Below are 19,332 nucleotides of genomic sequence, written 5' to 3' on the forward strand. Positions count from 1 at the left end.
GCGGTTTCTCACTCTCGTTGCCGGACCGCGTTCCGAACGTCCCGTTCGAGCCGGTCGGCGTGGGTCAGTCGCAACTCCCGCGCCTCCGCGGCCGTGACCGTCTCGCGGCCGTCGATTTCGTGCGACACCGGGCTGTACGCACCCACGTCGAACCCCATCCGGTCGAGATACGACCGCACCGTCTCGGAGTCGAGGCCGTCCTCGATGGCGGCGTTGACGTACCGGAGCACCGCGTCGAACTCGGGGAGCACGACCCGGTCGTCCGTCACGCGCCCCGTCTCGCCCTCGATTCTGAGCGTCGCGTCGTCGAGACGGTGTACCACGTCGGCCACGCTGTTCGCCAGCCTGAGCGCGTCGCTCGGGAGCGAACAGTCCGGCGAGCGCCACTCGACCGTGCCGAACTCGGCCCTGAGTTGCACCGGCGTCCAAATCGCGCTCTCGGGGTCGAAGTTCGCCTCGATGGTCGCCCGGTCGACGCCCTCCTCCTCGGCGCGCACGAGGAACTCCTCGAACCGGCGTTCGAGGCGGCGCGACCACTCCCGCGTGTCGTCGGCGTAGCGCCACAGCCGACCCTGATGCGGCACGTCGTCGTAGGTCATCCGGCGGTACAGCTTCGACCGCGCGCCCGCCGCCAACCGCTTCCCGTCGTAGTACGGCGAGGAGTTCACGAGCGCCAGCGCGGGGTCCAGCGCCACGAGCGCGTTGTACTGGTCGATTTCGCGGCCGGGGCGCTGTTCGACGTGGACGTGCGTCCCCACGCAGTGCCGCGCGTACTGGAAGTCCGACCCGACGACGCGGTTCTGGATGCGCGTCCGGTCGCTCTCCAGTTCCGTCACCGTCTCGTCGCTGACCGGCGTGGCGAGCGGGACGAGTCGCTTGCCGACTTCCTCGGCCCGCGAGAGCACGTCGCCGAGCCGTTCGTACAGCTCTTTGCGCAACTCGGCCGCCGAGTCGCACGGCGTCGTCTTCACCTCCAACACCGGCTCGACGAACTCCCGTTCGGCCCCGGGTGAGGCGTCGACGAGCCCACCCGGGTCGGTGAACGACCCGTCTTCCTCGACGACCCAGTACTCGACTTCGATACTTCGCCGGAGCGGGTCCGAGGCCGACTCAGACATGGCGACTCCGGCGTTGTGCCGAGTCAGTTCTCACGTGCATCGTTTCGCGCCCCCGAGAGAAGATATTGTTAACACATACCACGGATGGGAAGGGAGACGGAAAAAGTATTCGCAGACTGGGCAGTCGTCGCGGAATCGATGGACAACCGTCTTTAAAATGACTCGTTTGTTGGTCGTTCGTGTCGCAAACGACAGGGGTCGGTTGTCACAGCAGGTCGTCGAGGTCGTCGCTGTGCCACATCCCTTTGGGGTCTTCTCGGGGTTCGGTCTCCGCCTTGTCGATGGCCTCGCGGGCGCGCTCCATGAACGACTCGACCCGCTCGGAGCGCTCGACGCCGCCGAGGAGGACGAGCGACGCGAGTCGGCCGCTCTCCAGCGGGAAGTCGCCGCCGCGGACCTGCATACTGCCGGTCTCGTCTTCGACCCAGCGACGCGCTCGCTCGACGCCCTTCCGCGGGATGGTGTCGGGCTCGCCGGCGATGACGACCAGCGCGGCGTCCGCGTCGCTCGCGTCGGGCAGGCTCGTCCCCGTCAGGACGGCCCGGCGGGTCGTGCTCATGACCGCGTTGATGTTGTCCTCGGCGTTCGGGGAGGCCTCGGCGCTCGCGTAGCCGAGCGCGGCGATACCGCCCGAACGGAGGGTGTTGATGACCTCGGAGGTGTCGACGACGCTCTCGCCGACGCCCTCGGTGGCTTCGCCGGCCGCGAGAAGCAAGCCGACGCGGCGAGCGATGGCCTCGTTGATGGCGTCGTAGCCCTCGCTCATCGATTCGCCGGCCGAGCGGAACGCGTCGTTGTCGACGAGGAGGACGGCGTCGGCCTCGCGGGCGACGGTCTTGAGCGACCGGCCGGCGTTCACCTGATACAGCGCCCCTTCGTCCGCCCCGGGCAGGATGCCGAGGACGTACACCGGCACGTCGTAGACGCCGGCGAGCGCCTTCGCGAGGACGGGCGCGCCGCCGGACCCGGAGCCGCCGCCGAGGCCGGCGACGACGAAAATCGACTCCGCCTCGGCCGTCACGCGGCCGTCGAGGGCGGACATGACCTCGGTCTGGTCCGACTCCATGACCGCGGCTCCGAGTTCGTTGTCGCCGCCGACGCCGTGGCCGTTGACGCGGTCTTGGCCGATGAGTACGGTTTCGACGGGAAGCGACTGGAGGTCCGCTTTCGCGGTGTTCACCGCGACCGCGTCGAGCACCGCGCCGAAGCCCATCTGCCGGTCGAACGACTGGAGCGCCGACGCGAGCTTCCCACCCGCCTGCCCCACACCAATCAGGACGGTTTTCATACATGATTCACTCCGGCGACTCCCTTGAACATTCCTCACATGGGGACTGTTATCTCATCTGGCTGTTCGACTCGGGTGCTGGCCCGGAGCTTTATGACGGATGGCGGGACCACGCCGGTCTATGACGACCGACCCAACTCGCTCCGACGCCGCTGTCGACACCGAACTCGGTTCGCCCGCTTCCAGCGCCCCGCCCGCGGCGGACCGTACGGCCGACCGCACCGCCGACCTCGCCGCGCGACTCGACGCGGTCGAGCGCACCATCACCGACGGCGACGCCGACTTCTCGTCGCTCGAAGACCTCGCGGCCATCGAACGCCGGGTCACCGAACTCGAATCGGCGGTCGAGTCGCTCACCGACCGCCTCGACGAGATGGACGCCGCGACGCAGGCGATGCGCGGCTACCTCGGCGGCGTCCGCGCGGTCAACGAAGACGTCGAACGCCGGGCGAACGCCGCGCTCGCCAAGGCCGAGTCGCTCGAATCGGAACTCGTCGACGAGACGGCGTCGCCCGCGCCCTCGCGGTCGACCGACGCGCTCGCCTCGGAAGCGGCGTCGCACGCCGGACGGACTACCGACGGTGGTGACGGTAGTGGCTCCCAGCGCGCCGCGGAGACCGGTCTCGGAACCGGCACCGCCACCCCCTCACCCGAGTCTCGCGCCGCTCCCGATTCCGGCGCACCCACCGATTCCCGCGGCGACTCCGCCGACCGTGGACTGGCCGCCCGCCTCCGCGACGCGCTGTGATTCGCGTCGTTCTGACGTGTCTGCTCGCGGTCGCCATCGCGGGCGTCGTTTTCCCGGCGGCCGACGCGGCGAGAGCGGACGCGACCACGGTCAAAATCGGCTCGCTGGCCGACGATATCGCGCACGCCGCCACGACGCTTTCGGCCGCGGAAGACCCGACGCCGGCCGGCGTCGCGGGCGCGCAGCGGCACGTCGTCCTCGACGTTCCGTCCGGGTCGTGGCGGGCCGCCGGTGTCTCCAACCTCACGGTTCGCGGCGGCGACGGCGTCGAACTGTCGGCGAGTGTCACCACCGGCTCGACTGTCGTCCGTCGCGTCGGCGGTCCTCGGACTCGCGTCGCCGGCGACCGACTCGCCCTCGGACCGGGCGAGCATCGACTCAGACTGACGCTCGAAGCCGCTGCGGGCGGTTCTGTCGTCGTCATCGCCCCCGCGACGGCCAACCAGTCGGCGGCGTAGGTTCAAATACCCGGACGGGACCACGACCCCGTATGCCCCTCGGCTCACCTTCCATCGACTCCCTCTCCGAAACCGTCGCCGCGGCGCTCCCGGACGCGCTCGGCGACCGGCTCGCCGACGCGACCGGCAGCCAGCGCGACTCCCGTGACTCCGCCGGCGACTGCGGCTGTGAACCCGCCTTCTCGACGCCCACCGACCGCCCCGACGACAACACCGTGACGCTCGCGGTCGACGCCGGCGACTGCCCGCACCGCGGGTCGCTCTCGACTTCGGCCCCCTGCCGCGCGGCGGTCGTCGAGGCGCTCGAAACCCGCGACGCCGACCGACTCGTCGTCCGCGCCGACGGACTCGAACGCCGGTACGACGCCGACGCGACCGGCTTGCTCGTCGCCGCCGGCCGGTTCGCAGAGCGCGTCCGCTTCCGCGACGACCGCCTCGCAGACCGCGCCCGCGAGGACCCGCTCGGAGCCGCCCACGAGGCGACGGGTCGCGCCGGGCCGGTCCGCCGCGCCGCCGTCGAGACCGGGCTCGCGGAGGGCGCGTCCCGAAGCGCCGACTACGGCGACGCACTCCGGGCGGTGGTCGGACCGACGCTCGCACGCTCTCGCGTCGACCCCCGTCCACCGGCCGACGGGCGACTCGTCGAGGCGACCGACCTCGACACCGGCGCAGTCGCCCGCCGCTACGAGTGCCCGCGCGGCCCCGTCTACCATCTCACGCCGCCCGAATCGACGCTCGACCAGCGCGCCGCGCGGACGCTCGAAGCCGCCCACGACCGACTCGCCCGCGGCATCGTCGACGCCGGCCCCCGCGCGCCGGGTCGCGCCGTCCGACTCGCCGCGGACGCGGACGCCCCGGTCGAGACGCTCGCGGCGATTCTGGCGAAGCACACCACGGGTAACGGCGTTCTCGACGACCTGTTTTCGGACCCCGCGGTCTCGGACGTGTACGTCTCGACGCCCGCCGACGAGAACCCGATTCGCGTCGTCGCCGACGGCGTCTCGATGCCGACGAACGTCCGCCTCGCGCCCGGCGGCGCGGAGTCGCTCGCCTCCCGCCTGCGACGCGTGAGCGGCGCGTCGTTCTCCCGCGCCGACCCGACGCTCGACACCGTCGTCGAGGCCGGCGGCGCGAACGTCCGGGTCGCGGGCGTGACCGCGCCCGCCAGCGACGGACTGGGCTTCGCGTTCCGCCGCCACGACGAGACGCCGCTGACGCTCCCCGCGCTCGTCGCCAACGGGACGCTGTCGGCCGACGCCGCGGCGCTCTGCTCGCTCGCGGTCGAACGCGGGGCCTCGCTCCTCGTCGCCGGCTCCCGCGGGGCCGGCAAGACGACGTTCCTCGGCTCGCTCCTGTGGGAACTCCCGCGCGACGTTCGCACGGTGCTCATCGAGGACACGCCGGAGCTGCCGGCGTCGAGCCTGCTTGACGCCGACCGCGACGTACAGTCGCTCCGAACCGACACGACCGGCGGCCCGGAGCCGACGCCGCAGGAGGCGCTCCACGCGGCGCTCCGACTGGGCGACGGCGCGCTCGCGCTCGGCGAAGTCCGGGGCGAGGAGGCCGCCGTCCTCTACGAGGCGATGCGCGTGGGCGCGAACGCCAACGCGGTCCTCGGAACCATTCACGGCGACGGGGCCGCCGACGTGCGCGAGCGCGTCGTCTCCGACCTCGGCGTCCCGGCGTCGTCGTTCGCCGCCACCGACCTCGTGGTTACCTGCGAACACGCTGACGAACACCGCGTCGCCCGCGTGGAAGAGGTCCGCCCCGTCGGCGACGACGCGGCGTTCGAGACGCTGTTCGAACACGACGGGCGCGCCCTCGAACCCACGGGGTCGGTCGCGCGCGGCGACAGCCTCGCGGTCGAATCCCTGGCCCGCCCCGGCGAGTCGTACGCGGACGTGCTCGACGCGCTCGACGCCCGCGCCACTCACCTCGCCTCGCTCGCCGAGACGGAGCGGACGGCTCCAGACGACCTCGCCGCGGCCCGCGCGGAGCGTGGTTCGAGATGCTGAACCCGGACACGGATGCGCCCGCGGACCCCGACTCGAATCCGGCGGTCCGCACGGCCGCGACGACGCTCGCGCGGCTCTCGCCCGACTCCATCGACGCCGAGCCGAGCGACGAACTCCGCCGCTCGCTCGCGTTTCTCGATTCGGACCTCGCTCCCGAGACGGTCGTCGCCGCGGGCTACGGCGCGGCGCTCCCCGCCGGACTGCTCGGCGGACTCGTCGCGCTCGTCGCTCGACTTCCGACCGTCACCGTCGTCTTCGTCGCGCTCGCGGCCGCGCTCGGCGCGACCCACGCGGTTCACACGCTCCCCGTCTGGCTGGCGACGCTCCGCCGGACGCGGGCGCTCGGGAACGCGCCGGAACTCGTCGGCCGCATCGCGCTTCGGATGCGCATCGAGCCCTCCGTCGAGCGGGCCAGCGCGTTCGCCGCGCGCGGCGGCGACGACCCGCTTTCGACCTCGCTCGCCGCGCACACCGACCGCGCCCGCGGAACGCCGACCGCGGGACTCTCCGCGTTCGCCGACGCGTGGCGCGCGTGGTTCCCGGCGCTCGACCGTTCGACCGCGCTCTTGCAGACCGCCGCGGACGTTCCCGCCGGCGAGCGCGACCGCGCCCTCGACCGCGCCCACGAGGTCGTTCGCGAGGGAACCCGCGACCGCCTCGCCGACTTCGTCGGCTCCGTCCGCGGGCCGGTGACGGCGGTCTACGCCTTCGGCGTCCTGCTCCCGCTCGCGCTCGTCGGCGCGCTCCCCGCCGCCCGCGTCGCCGGCGTCGGCGTCACCGCCGCGCACGTCGCATTCGTCTACGACGTGGCGCTTCCCGCGTGCCTCCTCGCCGCCGTCGGGTGGGTGCTCGTCCGCCGGCCGGTCGCGTTCGCGCCGCTCTCGGTCGATGCGTCCCACCCCGCGGTCGATGACCACCGACTCCTCGGCGTCGCCGGTGGCGCGGTCGCTGGCATCGTCGGGTTCGTCGCCGCCGACGCGCTCGTCGCACCGTGGCTCGCGCCGCTCGCCGCCGCCGGCCTCGGGACCGGAACCGCGCTGTTCGTCGCGGCCCGCCCGGTCGTGGCGCTCAGAGCCCGCGTCCGCGCGGTCGAAGACGGCCTCCCCGACGCGCTCTACCTCGTCGGACGCGCCGTCAGCGAGGGCGAAGCCGTCGAATCCGCGCTCGCCCGCGCGGCGACCTCGGTCCCGGGCGAAACCGGCGACCTGCTCGACGAAGCCGTCGGCGTCCAGCGTCGCCTCCGCGTGGGCGTCGTCGAGTCGTTCCGCGGCGAGTACGGCGTCCTCGAATCGACGCCGAGCCCCCGGGTCGCGGGCGTGGCGACGCTCCTCGGCCTCGCCGCCAGCGAGGGCCGCCCCGCCGGCCGCGCCATCGTCTCGATGGCCGACCAGCTCTCCGCGCTGTCTCGACTCGACGCCGAGGCCCGCCGCGAACTCGCCTCGGTCACGGAGACGCTGTCGAACACGGCCGCCGTCTTCGGGCCGCTCGTCGCCGGCGCGACCGTCGCGCTCGCCGACGGGATGGCCCCCGCGAAGACGCTCGACCAGACCGCCGTCGCAACGCCGCTTTCGACCGCCGACCTCGGACTCGCCGTCGGCGCGTACGTCCTCCTCTCGGCGGTCATTCTGACGACGCTCTCGGTCGGCGTCGAACACGGCCTCGACCGCCACCTCGTGGCCTCCCGCGTCGGCCGCGCGCTCGTGTCGGCGACGGCGACGTTCGCCGTCGCGTTCGCCGCCGCGGGGACGCTCGTCTGAGCCGCCGCGAGTTCGTGCTGAGGTTTATATACCCGGACGGGACCACCCCGGTCTATGCTCGACGCACCGCTCGATACGCTTTACACGTGGACCGCGCTCTCGGTGGCCGCGACCGTCCTCATCGGGACGGTCGCCGGCCTCCCGGTGACGCCCGCACCCGACGCCTCGGGGGTCGCGGACGCCGTCGATACCGTGGCCGTCGCCGACTACGACGCGACCGCCGAACACGACCTCGACGCCGACGCCGTCCGCATCGGCCCGCACCGCATCGGGCTCCGAAACGACGGCGGCGCGGCGCACGCCACGTTCGGATTCGGCCCGGTCACGCCGGCAACCCCCGACTCTCGACTCGGCTCGGTCGCCCGCGGCGCACCCCCGAGCGCCGTCTTCGACACGGCCGCCGAGTTCGACGCCGCGGCCGAGACCGCACGCGACCGGGACGCCTCGTGGCGGCCCGCCAGCGAACTGCTCGTCGTCCGCCACGTCAGTTGGGAGGGAACGGATGTCACCGTCGTCTCGGCGTAGAGCACAGGCCTCGCCCGTCGCCGCGCTCACCGCGTTGCTCGTCGTCTGCGCGGCGATTTCGGGCTACGCGACGGTGCTCGACGAGTCGATGCCGACCGCCGACCGCGACCTCGCGTCCGCGACCCTGTCGAACGTCGAGTCCGCGCTCGAAGACGACTCGGGCGTCGTCGTCCTCTCGCGGCTCTCCGACGCCCGTGACGCCTGTCCGGACGGCTTTTCCTGCCGCGTCGTCGTCGCCGTCGACGACGACCGCCGCGCCGTCGGCCCCGACGCGCCCGCCGACGCCGACACCGATTCGACTCGGGTCACCGTCCGCGCCGAGCCCGGACGCGTCGGCTTCGGCACGCTCCGCGTCGAGGTGTGGCGATGACCGACCTCGTCTTCGACGTGACGGTGTGTCTACTCCTCGTGAGCGCGAGCATCGGCCTCGTCGTCACCGCGGACGCCGGCGCGGACACCGGCCTCAACGGCGATGCCGCCGTCGACGCCGACGGGGTCGCCTCGTCGCTGGCCACGAGCACCGCGACGGTCAACTACTCGCTTTCACCCGGCGTCGACGCGGCCGACCCGTCGTTGCTCGATGCCGACGACATCGACGCCCGCGAACTCGAACGGACCGCCCACGGCAGCCTCGCCGGACTCCTCGCCCGCTCGACGCTCGGCGCAGTCACCGTCGACGGCGTTCGCCTGACCCGCGCCCGCGACGACTTCCGGAAGCGGGCCGCCGCCCGCGTCGCCTCCGAACTCCCGACGCGCGGCGTCTCCGTCGCCGTCTCGTGGACGCCGTTCCCCGGTTCGTCCGTCCGCGCGAACGACACGCTCGGTCCCGAGCCGCCGTCCTCGGCGACGGTTCACTCCGCGACGCTCGACGTGCCGAGCGGGTTCCCCGCAGCGCGCGAAGACGCCATCGCCGCCAGCGACGACGGCTTCGACGCCGTCGCTCGGCTCGTCGCGGACCGGACCGTCGCCGGGCTGTTCCCGCCGACGCTCGCCCGGCTCGCGCTCCGCGGCGACGAGCCGGTATCGACGCTGATGGCTCACCGCTACGAGCGGGCCGGCGCGCTGGCGGGGGCCTCCGTCGCGCCCGAGGTCGCCCGCGAGGAGACTCGCGCCGCCAACGCCGACCTCGCCGCGGCGCTGAATCCGCGGTTCGCAAAGACGATGCGCGCCCGGTACGACACCCCGCGCGCCGCCGCCGAGGCCGTCTCCGTGGGACGCGTCACCGTCGTCGTCAGGACGTGGTCGCTGTGAGACTCGCCGCCGACGACCGGGGGCGGGTTCCGTTCGCCCTGCTCGGCGTGTTACTGCTCGTCGGGAGCGCGACGTTCTCCGGCGCGCTCTCGGCCCACGACCCCGTGGCCGACCGCCGCGTCGACGACGCGATGGACCGCGCGACCGCGCAGGCCGACGCCGCCGTCCGCGCGGCCGTCGGCGACGCGGCGCGCGAGGCCGCGGCGAACCCCGTCACCTCGCCCGCGAATACGACCGCCGGGCGACTGCTCTCGGACGAGCACACCTTCCGCGACTATCTTCGGCTCCGCATCGCGCTGGCCGCGACGGAGCGGCTCCGCGCCGTCTCGGTCGGCCGCGGCGACGTGAACGCGACCGCGACCCTGCCGCGACCGACGAACGAGTCGAGCCTGCGAGACGCGATGGACCGCGTCTCCATATCGAGTCGCGAGAACGGAACCGTCCTCGTCGCGACCGTCGAGAACGTCTCCGTCGAAGTCGCCCGCGGCGGCCGCACCGTCGCCGCCGACTCAGTCACTACGACGGTCGGCGTCCGGACGCCGGTCCTCGCGCTCCACGACCGGACCGAATCCTTCGAGCGCCGCCTCGACGCGAACGCGCTGGACGGCGGGACGCTCGACGCGACGGTGACGACCGCGCTGTGGGCCTCGGCGTGGACCCGCGGCTGGAGCCAGTACGCCGGCGCGCCCGTGGACAACGTCGTCTCGAACGACCACGCCGCGCTGGCGACGAACGCCGGCGTCCTCCTCGCCGAACAGCAGGCGTTCGGGGCGACGGACGCCGACGCCCGCGGCGCGACCGGCCGCGACGCCGTCCGCGTCGGTGCCCAGAGCCTGCTCTCGCAGACCGGCGCCCCCGCCGCGCCCGAACTGGCGAACGCGCTCCCCGCACCGAACCCGGACGCGGAGTCGCCCGCGAGCGAGGTCCCGACGAACCGGACCATCAACGCCTCCGTCGGCTCCGCCGCCGACCACGCGCTTGTCGGCCTCCTCGACGGCCGCGGCGACGCGCCGGCCTACGACGACGTGGTCGCGGACGCCCACCGCGCCGGGGTGGAAATCGACGCCGAAACGGACGTTCTCTCTCGGACCGAAGACCCGCCGGAGAACTCCGGACGCGGATGGACACTCGTCAGCATCTCGACCGACACGTCGTCGTCGGCCGAGACGGTGCCGACGCGAACTCCGGCGGTCGACGCCGACACCGTCGTCGTCGACGCCGGCTCCCGCATCGTGACGACGGTCGAGACGACCACTCGAACGTTCCGCCGGGGCAACGAAACGCTCCAGACCGAAGCGCGAACGGAGACGAGGACGCGCGTCGACCTCGCGGCCGTCGTCGACCCGGCCGCCGTCTCAGCCCCCGTTCGACCCATCGACCCCGCGGCCACCTCCGGCGGCGCGCTCGACGGCGAAAACTTCGCCGCGGCCGCCGACGCGGCCGCCGACATGGTCGTGACGCGCGGCGGCTTCGACGACATCGCCTGCGATGTTGTGACCGGCACCCCGCCCGAACCGCGACAGACGACCGCACCGATGGCAGCCGGCCTCGACCGCTGGGTTCGCTCGGACCTCATCGCGCTCGCAGACCGGGTCAGAGACCGGCGCGTGACGGTGTCTGCGCGGCGAGTCGCCGCGGGCGAGGTGAACCCCGCCGCAGAGCTCGCGTCCGACCTCCGCGCCGACCGCAGCGACCTCGTGGACGCGCCGGCCGCCTACGACGGCGTCGCGGACCGGGCTCGCGTCGCGGTTCGCGCGACCTACCTCGACCGCGTGCTGGCGACGCTCGACCGCCGGGCGAACCAGACCGCGGCAGCGAGCGACGCGGCCAACAACGAGAGCAAGGACGCGGAGTTCGGCTCGCTCTCGGAGGCGGTCCGCGCCGAGGAGGTCGCCCGCGCGGCGCTCGGTGACTCGCGAGCCGACGGCGCGAACGGAACTGCCAACGAAAGCGGCGTCAGATTCGTCCCCGACGCGGACCCGATGTACCTCTCGCTCGGCGGCCTCGATGGCGCTGCGGTCCCCACGGTCGCCCGGGGCGGCACGTATCACCCGCTCGTCGCCCGCAACACGAACCTGTTTACGCTCCCCTACGGCGACGCCGCCGACACGGTTCTCGAACCGCTGTTCGGCGCGAACCGCCGCGTTCCCCTCCGCGTCGCGGCCCGCACGCTCCTCGCGGCCGACTCGACGCTCGAAAACACGAACGCAACGAACGAGACGCTTGCCGACCGCCGCGACAGGCTCGAAACCGCGGTCGACCGGTCGGTCGTTCCCGCGGAGGAGGCCGCCCGCCACACGCTTCGCGACCACACCAACCACTCCGTGACGGAGCGCCAGCGAATCTTGGAGCGCTCGCTCGGCGCGTGGGACGACCCGGCTCATCGGGCGCTGGCGATTACGAACGGCTCCGCGGCGCGCGCAATCGCCGTCGAGGCCGCCGCTCCGGGAACCGTCGAGGCCGACCTCCTCGAACTCCGCCTCGACGATGCGTTCCGAGCCGTTCGCAGCGACCGCTCGACGACGGTCCCACAGCGGCTGACGAACCGGACCGTCGAGACGACGCGGACCGCCCGCCAGCAGGCCGTCTCCGACACCGCGACCGATGCGGCGATGAGCGCGACCGAGGACGCGGTCGCAGACCGCCTGAACGACACGCTCGACTCGCGGTTCGACACGTCGTTCAAGCGCATCCCCGCCGGAATGCCGGTCGCGCCCGTCCCCGGCTCCTGGTACGCCACGGTCAACGTCTGGGACGTGGCGGTCGCCGGCGAGTTCGCGCAGTTCCGCGTCCACGCCCGCGGCGACGCCGAGTCGCTGACGTACGCCCGCGACGGCTCGACGGTCGCCCTCGACTGGGACGACGACGGCACCGCCGAGACGGTCGGTCGCGGCGACCGCGTCTCGTTCGACGTGGAGACGACGATCGTCGTCGCGGTGCCGCCGTCGGGCGTCGGCGTCGGTGACATCGACGGCGACGCGGACGAGCGCTCCGAGGGGTGGCAGGGCGGCCCCGGCTGTACCGTCGCGGCCGACTGCCCGCTCGACGAGTAGCCGCCAATACGACCCGAGTGGCAACCGTTTTGCCGCCGGAACGCCGAACCCGCGGTGTATGTTGCACGACGCCGCCGCGGAGCCCGGAACCCTCTCGGCCGACGAGTTGCGGGCCGCCTACGAGGACGAGATTCGCCGCGCAGTCGACGCCGCCGGACCGGAGACGGCCGCCGAGGCCGCGGGCGTCTCGGAAGCCGCGCTCTCGAACGGCGTGTTGGACCTCACGCTCGAACAGGCCGCCGCCGTCCTCGAACTCGCCGACGACAACCCCGACGCCGACGCCATCGTCTGGGAGTTCCGCGACCACCTCCTCATGGGCATGACGAGCGGCATCCTCGACGTGGACACGCTCGCGTCCGAGGTCGACCTCGACCTCTCCGGACAGGAGATTCAGCAGGCCATCGAGGGCCGCACCGCCGCCACGCTGAACGAACTGGCCGCCATCCACCACGTCATCGCCGTCCGAAACGAGCGATGAGAGTCGCCGTCCTCGGCTGCGGCTACGTCGGCCTCGAACTCGCCCGCACGCTCGTCGCCGACGGCCACGACGTGTGGGGCGTCCGCCGCTCCGACGACGGCCTCGACGCCGTCGAAGCGACCGGCGCGGAAGCGGTCCGCGCCGACGTGACGGACGCCGACTCCCTCGGGGCGGTCCCCGACGTGGACCACGTCGTCTTCGCCGCGAGTTCCGGCGGCCGCGGGGCCGACGCCGCCCGGACCGTCTTCGTCGAGGGCCTCCGGACGGCAATCGACCAGTTCGCCGCCCGCGACTCGCCGCCCGAGCGCCTCGTCTACACGTCGAGTACGGGCGTCTACGGCGACCACGGCGGCGACTTCGTCGACGAATCGACGCCGCTGAACCCGACGACCGACAAGACCCGCGTCCTCGCGGAGGCCGAGCGCGTCGCCCGCGAGCACGCCGCCGAACGGGGAATCGAGGGGACCGTCACCCGGTTCGCCGGCCTCTACGGCCCCGGCCGCTACCGACTCGACCGCTATCTGACCGGCCCGGTCACGGCGGGCTACCTCAACATGGTCCACCGGGACGACGCCGCGGGCGCCGTCGCGTCCCTCCTCGAAACCGCCCGCGCCCGCGACGACACCGTCCTCGTCGTCGACGACGAACCCGTCTCGAAACACGAGTTCGCGGATTGGCTGGCCGACGAGTGCGGCGTCCCGCGCCCCGAAAAGCGCACGAAGGAAGAACGCCTCGACGCGGGCGACCTCTCGGAGGCCGCCCGTCGCCGCATCCTGACGAGCAAGCGCTGCTCGAACGACTACCTCCACGAACTCGGCTATTCGTTCGCGTATCCGACGTATCGGGAGGGTTACCGGGCGGCAATCGACGCCTACCGAGCCGACGGCGACTGACCGTATTCGGGGGACGACAGGTTCGAACCGCCGAAATTCTGTCACTCGGGACAGCTCGATTAGGGGGAATATTCATACGGTAGGCCCCGGTCGTGTTGTGTATGTTCGGTCCGGTGGGGCAGTTCGACACGGGTGCTATCTTCGAGTCTCTCGACTCGTTCGTGCGAACCCACCCCGAAATCGCGGCGGCGCTCGTCGTCGCGCTCGGAGCCCTCGCGCTCGTCGTCTACGCCGCGATTCGGTTCAAGCGGCCGATGGGCACGCGCTTCGCTGAGGCGCTGGAGGGCGTCGACGAAATCGCCGTCCTCATGCACCCGAACCCGGACCCCGACGCCATGGCCGCGGCAATCGGCGTGGCCTGTCTCGCAGAACAGGTCGGCACCACACCGACCATCCAGTTCGCCGGCCAGATTCGACACCAAGAAAATCGCGCGTTCCGAACCGTTCTCGACCTCGACTTAGACCCAATCGACCACGTGAGCGACCTCGCCGCCGAAGCGGTCGTCCTCGTCGACCACAACGAACCGCGCGGCTTCGCGGGCGCGGAGGGCATCCTCCCCTACGCCGTCGTCGACCACCATCCCGGCGACGGGACCGGCGAGGCCTTCACGGACGTGCGGACCGACTACGGCGCGTGTTCGAGCATCGTCGCCGAGTACTTTCGCGACGTGGGCGCGAAACCCGTCCCGCCGGACATGCACGCAAGCGAGGTGAACGCCTCGTACACCGTCCCCTCGCAGGTCGCGACGGGCCTCGTTTACGGGATTCTCACGGACACCAAACACCTCACTGCGGGCTGTTCGGCCGCCGACTTCGACGCCGCCGGCTTCCTCTTTCCCGGCGTCAACGAGGACCACCTCGACCGCATCGCCAACCCCGAGGTCTCCCGCGAGGTGTTGGAGGCGAAAGCCCGCGCCATCGCCGGCCGCGACGTGCGCGGCCCCTTCGCCGTCGCCGACATCGGCACCATCTCGAACGTCGACGCCATCCCGCAGGCGGCCGACGAACTCATCCAACTAGAGGGCGTCACCGCCGCCGTCGTCTGCGGCGAACGCGAGAGCAACGTCTACCTCTCGGGGCGCTCCCGCGACGACCGGGTCCACATGGGCCGGACGCTGGAATCCGCGCTCGACCACTACCGCGGGGCGAGCGCCGGCGGTCACGCCCGGATGGGCGGCGGCCAGATAATCCGGCCTGACGCCGTCACCGACGGCGGCAACGGCGAGTCCGTCCCCCGCGACGAACTCGTCGAACACATCTTCGAGGCGCTGTCGGGCGATATCTGACTCTCGGACCGGACCGAATCGGACCGGACCGGGACCACTATCGCGGACCCGGACCGGTGGCCCTTAACAGCCGGCCGCCGTAGCCCCGCCCATGGCAACAGGACGGGCGACGTGGGCCTACCGCGACCGGTTCGGCGACAGTTTCGGCCGCACCTTCTACCGCCGGTTCGGCCCCGGCGTCGTCTCCAGTATCGGCATCGGAACCTACCTCGGCGAGCCGACCGACGCGGTCGACGACCGCTACCGCGAGTCGCTCGTCTCCGCGCTCGAACACGGCGTCAACCTCGTCGATACCGCGTCGAACTACCGTCACGGGCGCGCAGAGCGGGTCGTCGGCGACGCGGTCCGCGGGGCCGACGTCGACCGCGACGCCGTCGTCGTCGCCTCGAAGGCCGGGTTCGTCCCCTTCGACCGCGAGCGCCCCGACGACCCCGGCGCGTACGTCCGCGAGACGGTCCTCGACGCCGGCCTCGCCGACCCCGACGAACTCGCACACGGCAGTCACACCATCGCGCCCGCCTTCGTCGACGAGATGGTCGACCGCTCGCTCGACCTGACGGGACTGGACCACGTCGACTGCTACTACCTCCACAACCCCGAGACGCAGTTGGCCGTCACCGACCGCGAGACGGTGTACGACCGCGTCGAGGCCGCCTTCGAGGTGCTCGAACGCCGGGTCGCCGCCGCCGACATCGGTCGGTACGGCGTCGCAACGTGGGAGGCGCTCCGGGTCGCACCCGACCACGACGCCTACCTGTCGCTGCCCGAACTCGTCCGTCGGGCGGAGCGCGCGGCCGAGACCGTCGGCAACGACGACCACTCGCTCGAAGCGATTCAGCTCCCGTTCAACGTCGTGATGGCCGACGCGTTCACCGTCGAGGCCCACGACACCGACGCGGGCGAGGCGATGAGCGCGCTCTGGTACGCCCACGAACACGGCCTGCACGCCTTCACGAGCGCCAGCCTCGCGCAGGGCGACCTCGCCGCCGAGATTCCGGCGTCGGTGAACTCGGTGCTCGCGGGCGACACGGCGGCTCAGCGGGCGCTCAACTTCTCGCGGAGCGCGCCCGGCGTGACCGCGGCGCTCGTCGGCGCATCGTCGGTAGAACACGTCGCGGAGAACGTCGCGGCCGGCACGTTCGACCCCCTCGGGGCGCGGACGTTCGATTCGGTCTTCGAGTGAGCAGTCGCCCCCGTTCTCGGACGGCCGCTTTCGGTCGACTCGCGGTTATCTGAGTTCCTTCCACTCGCGCCCGCAGTCGGCGCAGATACGGACCGAGAACACCTCGTCGGGGTCGTTTTTCTTCTTCAGCGACTCGCCGCACTCGGAGCAGGTCAGCCGTCCGTAGGTGTCTTTTTCCAACTCCCCGTCTCGAAGCCCCTTCCGCGTTGTCTTCATACGCTCCCGTTTGTGCAACGAACATAAAAACCCGACGACAATCCCCGTTTTCGACCCGCACAACACCCCCGTTTTCGACCCGCACGACGCCCCGCGGTCTCGTTCAGCCGAAACTGTTGTCACCTCGCGGCGCGCGGTTCCGTCCGTGTCACGTGGCCGCCTCTTCGGAACGCTCTGCGGGATGGTGTTACTCGTCAATCTCGCTCGGGTCGTCTTCGCACCGCTTCTCGGGGAGTTCATTCTCTTTTTCGAGGTCGACCGGGCTACCGTCGGCATCGTCGCCACCCTCGTCTGGCTCGGGAGCGCCGCCCTCCGCGTCCCGACCGGTTGGCTGCTCACCCGCGTGCCGAGACATCGCGTGGTGCTCGGGACCGGCGTCGTCCTCGTCGTCGCCTCGGGCGTGACCGCCAGCGCGACCACCATCGAGGCGCTGATGGTCGGCGCGGTCTCGATGGGGCTCGCCTCGGGCGCGTACTTCGTCGCCGCCAACCCGCTCGTGAGCGAGCTGTTTCCCGACCGCGTCGGCCGCGCGATGGGCATCCACGGCACCGCCAGCCAGCTCGCGGCCGTCGGCGTCGCCCCCTTCGTCACGCTCGTCCTCGCGGTCGGCCCCGACCTCGTCGACCGCCTCCCGTTCGTCTCCGCGGCGTGGCAGCTCGTCTTCGTCTGCGTCGGTCTCGCGGCCGCCGTCGTGACGCTGGCGCTGTTCGTCACGGCGCGCTCGACGGACCTCCCGGACGCGGGCGCGGCCGACCGCGACCTCCTCGGCGCGGCCCGCACGGAGTGGCGCGTCATCCTCACCGGCATCGTCATCCTCGGCTTCACCGGCTTCGTCTGGCAGGGCCTGTTCAACTTCTACGAGCTGTACATGGTGTCGAAGGGCCTGCCGGCGACGACGGCGCGAAACATGCTGACGGTCGTCTTCGGCGCGGGCGTGCCGGCGTTTTTCCTCTCGGGGCGACTCGCGGACAAGCTTCCGCGCATCCCCTACATCCTCGGCGTGCTCGTCTCCTTCGTCGTCTCGGTGTTCGTCCTCACGATGACGACGAGCCTCGTCGGTCTCATCGTCGTCACCGCGGTCGTCGGCTACGTCATCCACAGCCTCTTTCCGGCGCTCGACGCCTACCTGCTCGACACGCTCCCCGACGAGAGCCGCGGGAGCGCCTACTCGGTGTACTCGTTCGGCATGATGATATTCCAGGCCAGCGGGTCGGGCGCGGTCGGCACCCTGACCGACGTCGGCTACGCGTTCGACGAGGTGTTCTTCTGGTTCTCGGTCGGGCTGGCGGTCGTCGTCGCGGGCCTCATCGCGCTCCAACACGCCGGGCGCATCCCGAACTGAGGGGCGACCGGGGGTGACCGGGGGGCGACCGGGGACGCCCGGAGCGAAGTCGGCAGCCGACTCGGCTCTCGCCGCACTTTTGCTCGCCCGGTCCCACGGCCGACACGATGGAGTACGTACAAGAGCGGGTCACGACGCTCCACGACCTCTCCGGCTCGGTCCCCGACGCCCCGACCGACCGCGCGGCCGTGGTCGTGCCGATGACGGAGCGGGAGTACGCCGGCCTCGCGGCCGACCGGGTGCTGTCGACGCTGGAGTCGCTCTCGCCGGCGCGGGTCGTCGTCCCCCTCCGCGCGCCCGCCGACCGGGTCGCCCCCTTTACCGACTGGCTCGACGAGTACGACCTGCCGCTCGACGTGCTGTGGTGCGACGGCCCCCGCGTTGCCGACTTGCTGGACTCCCACGGCCTCGACGGCGAGCGCGGCAAGGGCCGCGACGTGTGGCTCGCGCTCGGCTGCGCCGCCAGCGAGGAGTACGTCGTCGTCCACGACGCGGACACGAAGACCTACGACGAGCGCTACGTCCCGCGGCTTCTGTTCCCGCTCGCGCACGGCCACGACTTCTCGAAAGGCTACTACGCCCGCGTCGAGGAGGAGCGGCTCTACGGCCGGCTGTTCAGGCTGTTTTACGCCCCGCTCGTCCGCGCGCTCGAAGCCGAGACCGACGCCCCCATCGTCCGGTATCTCGACTCGTTTCGGTACGCGCTGGCCGGGGAGTTCGCCGCCACCTCGGACCTCGCGGTGCGGATGCGGTCGCCGCGGAAGTGGGGCCTCGAAGTCGGCACCCTCGGCGACGCCTTCGCCCACGCCGGCTTCGACCGGAGCGCACAGGTCGACCTCGGCGAGTACGAACACGACCACCGCTCCGTGAGCGGCCCGACCGGCCTCTCGGACATGAGCGAGTCGGTCGGGCGGACGCTCCTCAGAGCGGTCGTCGAACACGGCGGGAGCGTCGAGTTCGACACGCTCGCGGAGCGCTACCGCGAGGCCGGACACCGGCTGGTCGAGCAGTACGCGGCCGACGCGGCGTTCAACGGCTTCGACTACGACCGCGGCGACGAGCGCGAGCAGGTCGCCACCTACGCCGATGCCATCTCGAAACCCGGCGAGGACACGCGGCTCCCGGCGTGGAACGACACGTCGCTGTCGCCCGACGAGGTGCTCGCCGCCGCGGGCGACGACCTCGACGACGTTCGGGAGGGCGCGGGCCGATGAGCGAGGCGACCTACGACGACCTCGCGGGCGTCGTCGACCTCTTCGGCGCGCTCACCCGCGAGGAACTTGCGACCGCGCTGGACGAACTCGCGTTCAAGCAGGGCCGCGAGACCGACGGCGACGCGCTGTCGGGCGCGATTTCCGACGCGGTCGACGCCTACTACCTCGTCCCCTACGAGGACGACAAGACGGACGCGGAGCTTCTGACGGTCGGCCCGATGGCGTTTCCGACGCTCCCCGACCGGGCGGAGGACCTGCCGCACATCCTCGATTACCCGACCCGCGAGGTGCCGCGGGACGAACTCGCGACGCAGGTCGAGTCGCGTCTCCGGGCGGCGGCCGCGAGTGCAGTTCAGACGGGCGACGACGACGAAATCGAGCGTCTGCTGGACGTGACGTACGACCTCGAAGCGTGGGCCGACACCGACGTGGGGTCGATTCGCGAGCGCCTCGACGCCGCGCTGGACTCGGAGGGGCAGGCCTAAGTCGCGGCATCGCTTTACGAAC

18 protein-coding genes are annotated in these 19,332 nt (G+C 72.1%); 15 read left to right on the forward strand and 3 right to left on the reverse strand.

Features of this window, described 5'->3' with window-relative positions; translation table 11 throughout:
* Window positions 1-8 precede the first annotated feature (8 nt).
* Window positions 9-1,118, reverse strand: a complete 1,110-nt coding sequence (locus DVK03_RS03840) for a glutamate-cysteine ligase family protein (protein ID WP_115802262.1) — start codon at window positions 1,116-1,118, stop codon at window positions 9-11.
* A gap of 205 nt (window positions 1,119-1,323) precedes the next feature.
* Window positions 1,324-2,406 carry a tubulin-like protein CetZ2 gene (cetZ2, locus tag DVK03_RS03845; protein ID WP_004064883.1) on the reverse strand — a complete coding sequence of 361 codons (1,083 nt, stop codon included), beginning with the start codon at window positions 2,404-2,406 and terminating at the stop codon, window positions 1,324-1,326.
* 121 nt (window positions 2,407-2,527) lie between these two features.
* Here cetZ2 and DVK03_RS03850 point away from each other — a divergent pair, with 121 nt between their 5' ends.
* The 12 genes from DVK03_RS03850 (at window position 2,528) to DVK03_RS03905 (ending at window position 16,053) form a co-directional block, all read left to right on the forward strand.
* Window positions 2,528-3,154: a hypothetical protein gene (locus DVK03_RS03850; protein WP_004064881.1), complete on the forward strand. Its 627-nt coding sequence runs from the start codon at window positions 2,528-2,530 to the stop codon at window positions 3,152-3,154.
* Entirely contained in the window at window positions 3,151-3,612 is a 462-nt protein-coding gene (locus DVK03_RS03855; protein WP_115802263.1) for a hypothetical protein, read from the forward strand. The genes DVK03_RS03850 and DVK03_RS03855 overlap by 4 nt, the downstream gene beginning before the upstream one ends.
* Before the next feature lie 32 nt (window positions 3,613-3,644).
* The gene (locus tag DVK03_RS03860; protein ID WP_115802264.1) at window positions 3,645-5,627 is read left to right on the forward strand and encodes an ATPase, T2SS/T4P/T4SS family; all 1,983 of its coding nucleotides are present in this window, start codon (window positions 3,645-3,647) and stop codon (window positions 5,625-5,627) included.
* Window positions 5,621-7,384, forward strand: coding sequence for a pilus assembly protein (locus DVK03_RS03865; RefSeq protein WP_115802265.1), 1,764 nt, complete (start codon window positions 5,621-5,623; stop codon window positions 7,382-7,384). The genes DVK03_RS03860 and DVK03_RS03865 overlap by 7 nt, the downstream gene beginning before the upstream one ends.
* Window positions 7,385-7,438: 54 nt before the next feature.
* Window positions 7,439-7,909 carry a hypothetical protein gene (locus DVK03_RS03870; RefSeq protein WP_004064877.1) on the forward strand — a complete coding sequence of 157 codons (471 nt, stop codon included), beginning with the start codon at window positions 7,439-7,441 and terminating at the stop codon, window positions 7,907-7,909.
* Window positions 7,887-8,279, forward strand: a complete 393-nt coding sequence (locus DVK03_RS03875; protein WP_013035432.1) for a hypothetical protein — start codon at window positions 7,887-7,889, stop codon at window positions 8,277-8,279. The genes DVK03_RS03870 and DVK03_RS03875 overlap by 23 nt, the downstream gene beginning before the upstream one ends.
* Window positions 8,276-9,160: a hypothetical protein gene (locus DVK03_RS03880; RefSeq protein ID WP_115802266.1), complete on the forward strand. Its 885-nt coding sequence runs from the start codon at window positions 8,276-8,278 to the stop codon at window positions 9,158-9,160. The genes DVK03_RS03875 and DVK03_RS03880 overlap by 4 nt, the downstream gene beginning before the upstream one ends.
* Window positions 9,148-12,213 carry a hypothetical protein gene (locus DVK03_RS03885; protein ID WP_115802267.1) on the forward strand — a complete coding sequence of 1,022 codons (3,066 nt, stop codon included), beginning with the start codon at window positions 9,148-9,150 and terminating at the stop codon, window positions 12,211-12,213. Before DVK03_RS03880 ends, DVK03_RS03885 begins: the two co-directional genes overlap by 13 nt.
* Window positions 12,214-12,271: 58 nt before the next feature.
* A complete protein-coding gene (locus DVK03_RS03890) occupies window positions 12,272-12,691 on the forward strand; it encodes a DUF5791 family protein (RefSeq protein WP_004064871.1) in 420 nt (139 codons plus the stop codon).
* Window positions 12,688-13,584, forward strand: a complete 897-nt coding sequence (locus DVK03_RS03895; protein WP_115802268.1) for an SDR family oxidoreductase — start codon at window positions 12,688-12,690, stop codon at window positions 13,582-13,584. Before DVK03_RS03890 ends, DVK03_RS03895 begins: the two co-directional genes overlap by 4 nt.
* A 101-nt stretch (window positions 13,585-13,685) precedes the next feature.
* Entirely contained in the window at window positions 13,686-14,870 is a 1,185-nt protein-coding gene (locus tag DVK03_RS03900) for a bifunctional oligoribonuclease/PAP phosphatase NrnA (protein WP_004064867.1), read from the forward strand.
* A gap of 91 nt (window positions 14,871-14,961) precedes the next feature.
* Window positions 14,962-16,053: an aldo/keto reductase gene (locus tag DVK03_RS03905; RefSeq protein ID WP_115802269.1), complete on the forward strand. Its 1,092-nt coding sequence runs from the start codon at window positions 14,962-14,964 to the stop codon at window positions 16,051-16,053.
* A 45-nt stretch (window positions 16,054-16,098) separates the two neighbouring features.
* On the opposite strand, the gene DVK03_RS19970 is transcribed toward DVK03_RS03905, so the two are convergent.
* Window positions 16,099-16,269 carry an HVO_0758 family zinc finger protein gene (locus DVK03_RS19970; RefSeq protein ID WP_004044179.1) on the reverse strand — a complete coding sequence of 57 codons (171 nt, stop codon included), beginning with the start codon at window positions 16,267-16,269 and terminating at the stop codon, window positions 16,099-16,101.
* 181 nt (window positions 16,270-16,450) lie between these two features.
* Here DVK03_RS19970 and DVK03_RS03910 point away from each other — a divergent pair, with 181 nt between their 5' ends.
* The 3 genes from DVK03_RS03910 to DVK03_RS03920 all read left to right on the forward strand — a co-directional run bounded on the left by DVK03_RS03910 (window position 16,451) and on the right by DVK03_RS03920 (window position 19,310).
* Window positions 16,451-17,611 carry an MFS transporter gene (locus tag DVK03_RS03910; protein WP_115802270.1) on the forward strand — a complete coding sequence of 387 codons (1,161 nt, stop codon included), beginning with the start codon at window positions 16,451-16,453 and terminating at the stop codon, window positions 17,609-17,611.
* Window positions 17,612-17,718: 107 nt separating this feature from the next.
* Window positions 17,719-18,825, forward strand: a complete 1,107-nt coding sequence (locus DVK03_RS03915) for a glycosyl transferase family 2 (protein WP_115802271.1) — start codon at window positions 17,719-17,721, stop codon at window positions 18,823-18,825.
* Window positions 18,822-19,310 carry a hypothetical protein gene (locus DVK03_RS03920; protein ID WP_115802272.1) on the forward strand — a complete coding sequence of 163 codons (489 nt, stop codon included), beginning with the start codon at window positions 18,822-18,824 and terminating at the stop codon, window positions 19,308-19,310. The genes DVK03_RS03915 and DVK03_RS03920 overlap by 4 nt, the downstream gene beginning before the upstream one ends.
* Window positions 19,311-19,332: the final 22 nt, after the last annotated feature.

This window comes from Haloferax sp. Atlit-109R, from assembly GCF_003665865.1.
GTDB lineage: Archaea > Halobacteriota > Halobacteria > Halobacteriales > Haloferacaceae > Haloferax > Haloferax volcanii.